Annotated in this window: 8 protein-coding genes; 3 read left to right on the top strand and 5 right to left on the bottom strand. The window is 50.0% G+C overall.

Translation table 11 applies throughout. The annotated features are described in order from the left end of the window. Positions 1-53 precede the first annotated feature (53 nt). Positions 54-1,136, top strand: a complete 1,083-nt coding sequence (locus tag AKG43_RS05035) for a hypothetical protein (protein WP_054599470.1) — start codon at positions 54-56, stop codon at positions 1,134-1,136. Here the strand turns inward: AKG43_RS05035 and AKG43_RS05030 are convergent. Beyond that, positions 1,063-1,776 (bottom strand): sce7726 family protein, encoded by a 714-nt coding sequence (locus tag AKG43_RS05030; RefSeq protein ID WP_156300623.1) that lies wholly within the window; start codon positions 1,774-1,776, stop codon positions 1,063-1,065. The genes AKG43_RS05035 and AKG43_RS05030 overlap by 74 nt on opposite strands. A gap of 127 nt (positions 1,777-1,903) precedes the next feature. Between AKG43_RS05030 and AKG43_RS05025 the strand changes: the two genes are divergently transcribed. After that, a complete protein-coding gene (locus tag AKG43_RS05025) occupies positions 1,904-2,437 on the top strand; it encodes an alpha/beta hydrolase (protein WP_054599468.1) in 534 nt (177 codons plus the stop codon). 40 nt (positions 2,438-2,477) lie between these two features. Here AKG43_RS05025 and AKG43_RS05020 read toward each other — a convergent pair whose 3' ends face one another. The 3 genes from AKG43_RS05020 to wrbA all read right to left on the bottom strand — a co-directional run bounded on the left by AKG43_RS05020 (position 2,478) and on the right by wrbA (position 4,663). Next, complete coding sequence (locus AKG43_RS05020; protein WP_054599467.1) at positions 2,478-2,993, bottom strand: hypothetical protein; 516 nt, start codon at positions 2,991-2,993, stop codon at positions 2,478-2,480. 195 nt (positions 2,994-3,188) lie between these two features. Beyond that, on the bottom strand, positions 3,189-3,920 hold the full coding sequence (gene nfsA / locus AKG43_RS05015) for an oxygen-insensitive NADPH nitroreductase (RefSeq protein WP_054599466.1): 732 nt from the start codon (positions 3,918-3,920) through the stop codon (positions 3,189-3,191). A gap of 113 nt (positions 3,921-4,033) precedes the next feature. Further along, on the bottom strand, positions 4,034-4,663 hold the full coding sequence (wrbA, locus tag AKG43_RS05010; RefSeq protein WP_054599465.1) for an NAD(P)H:quinone oxidoreductase: 630 nt from the start codon (positions 4,661-4,663) through the stop codon (positions 4,034-4,036). Positions 4,664-4,709: 46 nt separating this feature from the next. Between wrbA and AKG43_RS05005 the strand changes: the two genes are divergently transcribed. Further along, positions 4,710-5,930: a YihY family inner membrane protein gene (locus tag AKG43_RS05005; RefSeq protein WP_054599464.1), complete on the top strand. Its 1,221-nt coding sequence runs from the start codon at positions 4,710-4,712 to the stop codon at positions 5,928-5,930. 402 nt (positions 5,931-6,332) lie between these two features. Here AKG43_RS05005 and AKG43_RS05000 read toward each other — a convergent pair whose 3' ends face one another. Then, on the bottom strand, positions 6,333-8,129 hold the full coding sequence (locus AKG43_RS05000) for a bifunctional chorismate-binding protein/class IV aminotransferase (RefSeq protein WP_054599463.1): 1,797 nt from the start codon (positions 8,127-8,129) through the stop codon (positions 6,333-6,335). Positions 8,130-8,301 lie beyond the last annotated feature (172 nt).

The raw sequence follows: 8,301 nt of genomic DNA, 5'->3' as shown, positions 1-8,301 counted from the left end.
TTAATATTGTTATGATAACAATATTAATAATTAAAATAACCAGGAGAACTTCTATGATTGAATTAGATTTCAGAAACTATACTTATTACCCCATCTTACATACAAGGAGCTCAGAACAGGGAGCCTTTCTTAATTTATCTCAAGATTGCCAAGAAAAAATTATTCCTTCTTTTGTCTTACATAATAGAAAAGGAACCAAGTTAACTACTGTACTGGATAGTATTTTAGATACTTACAATCAAAACTATATTCTTCACTTGCCAAGCTCACCCACTGTAATTAATAAAATAAATAGCGATGATAAATTACTTTTCAATCATAACTCACATTTTAAAAATTGGATTGATTTAGTCTCTTCATACGAGAACGCCATACCTGCAGTTCAAATCTCAGGCTATTCTGTTCCTCGTGATGTGATTAAACAAGCAATCATCCTAGAACAAAGAAAAGGAAAAATTGCTTTTCGTGTAAAAAATCAAGATGACTTTGAAATAACAATTTCAGCAGTTTCTGCATTAGACAGTATAAATAATGCTTTGATTTTCCTAGACCAAGGTTATATAAACAATTTAACTGAAAGCTATGAAAATTCATACAGCCTTATGGAAAAATTGAACAATAAACTGGACAATCCTATGGTATGTTTACTATCTAGCAGCTTTCCCCAATCTCCGGCAGTAACCATGAAAGAGATACCAGAATGGTGCAACCACGAAATCAAAGGAGGTATTGTTCAACAAAAAGAAAAAGATCTGTATCTTAAGTTAGCTGAAGATTTTGATATTCTTTTTGGAGATTACGCGGCTATTTATCCTTCTCCCTTTGATACAGCAACTGAAGGTAGATGGTCAGCAAGAATAGACTTTTGCACTTTTGATGAATATTGGGCAGTCTTCCGTATGCCTAAGACACATGGCAACGGCTACGCTCCTCTTGCAAAACACATCGTTAATTTAGATATAATTAATAACATAATAGATTGTTGGGGGAAAGATAAAATTCTGGAAGCATCATCGGATCCGAATTCTATCCATGGAAGATCACCTGCAAAATGGGTTGAAGTTAGGGCAAATACTCATATGACTCACCAAATTTCTCAAACATTTTTTGATGACGTTGATGACGAAGCTCTATAACTTGAATATGGGTATTTTTTTTCGCTATTATATGTGGCTCACCTATTAATTTTTGAGGCAGAACACAATCAGCTTTATGTTCTGCCTTTTTATTTGCTCTTGCTTCTAAAAGTTTAGGAAACTTTTTCTTCAAAATATTCAATGTATAGACTTTAACTACATTCGTTGGTATCTCCTTAACTCTATCAATTAATTCACTTTTAATACCTGAATAATTGATATTATTCTCTCGAAGTAATATTTTTAGCTCTGCACTTGTCAAATGAGTAGCCCATGCTAATGAACTTAGTTTAGAATTAGTTTTAGGCCGAATAATTTGTTTAAATTTACCATCAATGAATTCAAACAAACCGACTCCTTTTGGAAGAATTTCTTTAATATTCTTCACATGCTTAGAAGCCGAAACAACTACAACTTGTTCGAAAACATGCATATAAGTCTCTATTTGCCCTGGCAATCTATCTAAACTATCGAATTCACTCTTGATTTCAAAGGCACATAACTTGCCATTTGCCATTACTAAATCGGCACGGCGATTAGCATTGTCAACTTGTAATTCATGAATGAAAACAGCATCGTCTTTACGATGCTTTATCTCCAAAAATTGCTGTAATTTTTCCCTAATTGCTATTTCGTTCATTAATTCTATTTCCAAAGACTATTTTCAGAAAGAATACGTCTGTATTATACACAGGAGAAACAATACAGGTAAAAACGCTTCTTCATAATATCCACTCTCGAAACCAAACCAACTACAAAACCCTACCATGCACAGCCACGACCTTGAAGATTTAACCCTGCTGCTGATACGCGATGCGGATGAGGCGGAAATGTGGATAGACCGCTGGGCGGTCAGCTACCCTACGGTGCGTATGACCGCTGTGTCGCGCGGGCAGTCGATTGCCGGGTGGCAGCACGCGGTTCAAACGGCCTTTGGCAGTATCCACAGCAAAAATATCGCCGTCGTCGCCCACGGCGCGGGTGTGTCGGGCTGGCTGGCGTGGCTGTATTTGACGGATGTGAACACGCAAAAGCGGATACGCAATATGATGCTGGTGTCGCCGCTGCAAGAGGCGCTTCCCGACGATGATTGCCACACGCTGCAACGGGTGCGCTGCCATTGCCCGACGGCGTTGGTGATCGGCAAAAACGATGCCGCCTGCCCGCCGGAATGGGCGCAACAGCAGGCGGCGTGTTGGGGGGCGCGGTTGTTGGTGTCGCCGCATGAAGGCCGTCTGAACGGGCATTTGCACGGCTGGCAATGGGGCATGAAGCTGTTGCAGGAAATGTTATTGCGCTAGGGTGTGCTGTTTCTCCGCATTGGCGGCGGGGTGGTTGGCGTTATTTGCCGTATTGGTCTGTGGCCGTCTGAAGAATGTTTCTCGCCGTCATCTCGATAAATAAAACAAGGCCTTGTTCGATTTCTTGATTGGCCGTTTCCAATTCTGCCTCAATCTCTTTCAATGCTTGCGTATCATTGCCGTCTGCTTCTGCAAATCTGCGCATCAGTGCCGCTCCTTTGCTGGAACCGCGCAAAAAATGGCCGTGCATGATGGTGCCTTTTTCGCTTTGGGGCTGAAATGCTTTCAGTTGCGAAGCCATAATCTCCAATTTTTCGGCCGCTTCAAAAGCTACCGCGCTCACTTCTTCGTTGTTGCGGGCAGCGGCAAATTTTTGTTCGAATTCTTTTTGGCTGTCTCCGTTCAAGCCGCTGGCTTTAACGGCTTCGCCGATTTTTTCATAATCGGCACGTTCTTCTGCCGAAATGGCGTTGCCGCAAGCCGATAGCGACAACGATAAAACAAACACCGAAAAAAACGACACCAACCGCAAAACGGTTTGCTGCATGATGGTCATATCATTTCCCTTATATAGCTAAACTACTTATTGAGTAACATAATCGTAGGGGCGGATAGGTAATCCGCCCCTATAATCTTGCAGAGAAAAATTTTACTTATATATCAAACCGCTTACTTAGCAAAATCAAACCGGCAGGAAATCCCGCCGGCTTGCCGGAAACTGTTCAGACGGCCTGAAACCTCCGCCCGCTTTTTAACGCTTGGCCAAGCCTTTGCGTTGCAGGAACGGCAGAATATCGGGGCGGACTTCTTTGCACAAGGTGGCGCGTACCTGCTTGGTAAAGTCCAAATCCAGATTGCTGCGGCGTTGGTAATAATCGCCCACCACTTTGTCGTATTCGGCATAAGTGGATTCGTTAAGCGGGGTATAGCCGTTTTCAGACACCACGCAAGGCAGCGGCATACGCGGGCGCATAATCGGCTCTTGCGCGGGGTGGCCCAAGCACATGCCGAAAAGCGGCACCACATTATCGGGCAGGTTCAGAATGCGGTCGGTGGCGTTGATGTCGTCGCGCAGGCAGCCGATATATACGCCGCCCAAGCCGAGCGATTCGGCGGTTAACAGCACGTTTTGCGCCATGATGCCCGCGTCGATTGCGCCCATCAGCGTCATTTCCGTCCAATCGGTTTGCGCGTCGGCGGCGATTTTTTTGTGTTTGGCAAAGTCGATACAGAACACCAAAAACTCGGCGCAGGTTTCGATATAGTGTTGGTTGGCGCCGACGGCACGCAGCTGTTTGCGCAGTTCGATATCGGTTACGCGCACGATATGCACGGGCTGCATAAAGCTCGAAGTCGAAGCGGCTTGGCCGGCTTTCAGCACGGCTTCAAGCATTTCGGGGACAATCGGTTCGCCGGTGAATTTACGGATGGAACGGTGGTTCAACGCGGTTTCCAGCGCGGGCTTGCTCGGTAAAACAGACATGTTTTTCTCCTGTTGTTCAAAAATATACGGGGCAAAACCTTTGCAAACGCCCGATGTGCATGCGCTTCAAAACACACGGCGGGCAAGTTTGCAAAGGTTTAGGATTTCGGTTTTCAGACGGCCTGTGTGCTTGATAAGGGCTTTGCGAGTTTAACAGCCAATTCGGCCAACCGCTTGCCTTGTGTGAATGCAATCTGCTGCTCGTCGCCGCTCAATGCCGGTTTGTCGTCTTGTCCGGCAACATGCGACGAGCCGTAGGGCGTGCCGCCGGTTCGGGTGGCGGAAAGGGCGGCTTCGCTGTACGGCACGCCGCTGATCACCATGCCGTGATGCAAAAGCGGCAGCATCATGGTCAGCAGCGTTGATTCCTGCCCGCCGTGCATGCTTGCGGTGCTGGTGAATACGGTGGCCGGTTTGCCGATTAATTCGCCGCCCAGCCATTGCGAAAGCGTGCCGTCGATAAAATATTTCACGGCGGCGGCCATGTTGCCGAAACGGGTGGGGCTGCCCAAGGCCAAACCGGCACAGTTTTTCAAATCGTCGGCAGTAACATAAGGTGCGCCGCTGTCGGGTACGTCTTTTTCCACGGCTTCGCACACGGCGGAAACTTTGGGCACGGTGCGCAATACAGCCTCGCATCCGGGCACGCTTTCGATGCCGCGCACGATTTGGCGCGCCAGATTTTGAGTGCCGCCGTGTTGGGAATAATACAGAACAAGTATTTTCAAGGGATTTGGGTTCATTGCTACTTTCCGCTACAATGCTGTTTCATCAAGAATAAGGAAGAGTATGCTTAATTTACCGTGGTTGCAAGCCGTGCGCGAATCGCGTTTGGGCGGTTTTGCTTTGTTTGTGCTCAAACGCTTTAATGAAATCCGTGTTCCGCAGGTATCTGCAAGCCTTACGTTTACAACATTGCTGGCACTTGTGCCGGTGCTTACCGTTACTTTGGCCGTGGTTTCGGCCTTTCCCATGTTCGACAGCCTTTCCGCTTCATTCGTAGGCTTCGTCAATCAAACCGTGGTGCCGCAAGGCGTGGATACGGTGTTTGAATACATGAACGAATTCAAACAGAAAGCCAGCCAGCTCACGGTTATCGGCGTGATCATGCTGGGCGTAACCTCGCTGATGCTGATTCAAACCATCGACCAAACCTTCAACCGCATTTGGCGTGTCAACACCCAAAGGCCGCTGGTGATGCAGTTTTTGGTGTATTGGGCCTTGCTCACGCTGGGGCCGCTGGCCTTGGGTATCGGCGGCTCGCTGTGGTCGGCCATGTTGCAATACAACCTGTTCAGCGCCGATTTTTCCATTATCTCGGGAATAGTGCGCGTTACCGCATCGGTTTTGTTCAGCATGCTTTTGCTGTGGCTGCTCTACCGCCTTGTACCCAACCGCTTCGTGCCCGCCCGCCATGCCTTAATCGGAGCGGCGGTAACGGCTGTGCTGTTGGAAACCGCGCGCTACGGCTTTGCGTGGTATATCAGCACGTTTAACGGCTATACCCTGATTTACGGTGCGTTTGCCGCCATCCCGTTTTTCTTATTGTGGCTGAACCTGCTGTGGATGCTGGTTTTGTCGGGCGCAGTACTGACGGCTTCTCTGTCGTATTGGCGCGGCGAAGCCTTCCGCCGCGGCGTAGATGCGCGCGGGCGTTTCGACGATGTATTGAAAATCCTGCTGCTGCTCAATAATGCACAAAAAGAAGGCAAGGCTTTAAAAGTTCAAGATATCCGCCCGTCTATCAATATGGGTTACGACGAACTGGGCGAACTGCTCGAAAAACTGGCTCGCCACGGTTATGTGTATAACGGCAAACAAGGCTGGGTGTTGAAAATCAAAGCCGAGTCCATCGAATTGAAAGATTTGTTCAAGCTGTTTGTGTACCGCCCGACGGCGTTGAATAAAGATCACGTTAACGTGGCGGTGTCCGACCTGATGGAACCCTGCCTCGAAACGCTCGACATCACGCTGGCCGAATTTGATACCGCCGCAGCAAAAAACCGATAATACCGATACTTTTTGCTTGAGGCAGGCACAGGCCGTAACCTTTGCCGCTATAGTCAATCCACTTAAGTTTCATAACAAAAGCGTCATACTCGGGCTTGACCCGAGTATCTTCCAAGTTTGCTGAAACTCAAGATACTCGGGTCAAACCCAAGTATGACGAATGTACTATTTTTAAGTTGATCCGCTATATAAGCTTAAATTTATATGAAAGGCCATCTGAACATGTTCAGACGGCCTTGATTACATTCTTTTGATGTAAGGGCTGAGACCTTTGCCCCCGTCTGCGGCGCATTTCTGCGTTGTGCGCTGCTCGCCCGCTTAGCCTTATATAAGGTTTGCACTCGCTGTGCTGCAACGCCTTGAACGGCATCCGCATCTGAGGGTTTTGCAAAGGTTCTCAGTCTATGCGTTTTCCATTTTCACCGGAAACACGCCGCGCAGGGCGTTGCTTAGGCGGATTTCGTCGGCCTGCATCAATATTTCTCGGGTAATACGGCTTTGGTGTACGGTGTCGGTGCCGAGATGGGTTTGCGGGTCGGCGAATACGGCTTGGCGCATCACGCCGTTGAGGATATCCAAATCCAATGCGGGGGTGTGCCATTCGTTGCCGAGGCGGACGAATACGTTGCTGCGGCCGCCTTCGAGCAGGAGGCCGTCTGAATTGAAAAACAAGCTGTCAAACGCGCCTTGCCGTTCGGCTTGCTGCCAGCCGTGGTCGTAGATGCTGCGGCAGGTAGTTTTGAAGCGGCGCAGGTAGTCTTGCGGCGGTAAAGAAGTTTCGGACAGGCATACTGTTTGCCCGGGCGGCAATTCGTTAAGCGGCGCATGGCTGAGGCTGAGGCCGTCTGAAGGGTTTAGGGCGGCTTTGACGCGGTAGAGGCCGTGGTCGGGCAATTGGGCGAGATAGCTGTGTATCTGCTGTTCGATACTATCGGGGAACGGCAGGTTCAGGGCGGCGGCGGATTGTTTCAGACGGCCTAAATGCAGGGGCAGCAGCGGGCATTGTTTTTGCTGCACGCGCATGGTTTCGAAGATGCCGAATTCGGGTGCAAGGTCGGTAAGGAAACGGGCTTTCCAACCGCATTCTGTGTATTCGTCTTCGGGCACGCTGTCTGCAACGATGCCGGAACCTACGCCGTACACGCCGCAGTAGAGGCCGTCTGAAAGCGGGGTAAGCTGCAAGGTGCGTATCACGACGTTGAGGGTGCCTTTGAATCCCAAACCGCTGTCGCAGGGGTTGAGAAAGCCGATGCTGCCGGTGTAGAGGCCGCGCGGGGCGGTTTCGATGTCGCGGATAATCTGCATGCTCATGCGTTTGGGCGCACCGGTAATCGAGCCGCAGGGGAAGGCGGCGCGGAAAATGTCGGCTGCGCCGATGTGCGGTTTGGCCTGTGCTTCGATGGCGGTGGTCATCTGCCACACGCTGCCGAAGCGGGAGACTTTAAAGGGTTCGGGCACGCGCACCCGGCCGGTTTGGGCGATTTTGCCGAGGTCGTTGCGCAGTAAATCGACAATCATGATGTTTTCGGCGCGGTTTTTGGGGTCGGCCTGCAAATCGCGCGCGCGTTGTTCGTCTTTCCCGTCGTTGAGAATGGGGGCGGTGCCTTTCATGGGTTCGGTGGTGATGAGGCCGTCTGAACCGATGTTGAGGAAGAGTTCGGGCGAAAAGCACAAAGTCCAGCGGGTTTCGCCGCGGTGGTCGGGCAGGCGGCTCAGGGCGGCGTAAGGCACGGGCTGGCGCAGGCGGCGGTAGAGTTTTACGGGGTTGCCGTAGGCGGTAAGGTGCAGGCGGGTGGTGTAGTTGATTTGGTAGGTATCGCCGCGTGCGATCGCCGCTTGAATGTCGCGCACGGCTTGCAGATAGTCGGCTTCGGCGGTGTTATTTGCAGGAGTGCCGATGCCTGACGGTTGCGCTTCTCCGCCGTGCTGCGCCAGCCATGCTTCGGGGTCGGTTTCGGTGCAGCGTTCAAACCAATGCAGGGCAAGATGGGCAGGCGGTTGTGCGGGCAGACCGAGCAGCGGCAAGCCGAATTCGTAATCGGCAAACAAAACGGCGTGCCAACCTTGCTGCCAGCCTTCGCGCAGGGCGGTATCCAGCCCGTCGATATCGTCGGCGGTGAAAAAACGGCTGCCGGTGTGGGTTTGGTAAAGTTGGGCGCGGTTGGCGGCTGCGTCGTCTAAAAGCGCAAAATGGGGCATGGCGGGTAGCGTGGATAAAAGGCGTTATTATAACGGCAACGGGCGGCTGCCGACGGCTTTTTCGGTGCGCGGGGTGTGTGGCGGCCGGGCAAAAAACGCTGTCATTTCCTTTAGCGTTTTTTGTTTGTTTATGTAAAAAGGAGTAGAATCAGATTGACAATAGTTATATATA

The sequence above is a fragment of the Neisseria sp. 74A18 genome (assembly GCF_001308005.1).
Classification (GTDB): Bacteria; Pseudomonadota; Gammaproteobacteria; order Burkholderiales; family Neisseriaceae; genus Neisseria; species Neisseria dumasiana.
This window is presented reverse-complemented; position numbering and strand designations above follow the sequence as displayed.

Coding starts and splice junctions, on each gene's coding strand:
- AKG43_RS05035 (WP_054599470.1), top strand. CDS start 54: ATGATTGAATTAGATTTCAGAAACTATACTTATTACCCCATCTTACAT.
- AKG43_RS05030 (WP_156300623.1), bottom strand. CDS start 1,776: ATGAACGAAATAGCAATTAGGGAAAAATTACAGCAATTTTTGGAGATA.
- AKG43_RS05025 (WP_054599468.1), top strand. CDS start 1,904: ATGCACAGCCACGACCTTGAAGATTTAACCCTGCTGCTGATACGCGAT.
- AKG43_RS05020 (WP_054599467.1), bottom strand. CDS start 2,993: ATGACCATCATGCAGCAAACCGTTTTGCGGTTGGTGTCGTTTTTTTCG.
- nfsA (WP_054599466.1), bottom strand. CDS start 3,920: ATGTCTGTTTTACCGAGCAAGCCCGCGCTGGAAACCGCGTTGAACCAC.
- wrbA (WP_054599465.1), bottom strand. CDS start 4,663: ATGAACCCAAATCCCTTGAAAATACTTGTTCTGTATTATTCCCAACAC.
- AKG43_RS05005 (WP_054599464.1), top strand. CDS start 4,710: ATGCTTAATTTACCGTGGTTGCAAGCCGTGCGCGAATCGCGTTTGGGC.
- AKG43_RS05000 (WP_054599463.1), bottom strand. CDS start 8,129: ATGCCCCATTTTGCGCTTTTAGACGACGCAGCCGCCAACCGCGCCCAA.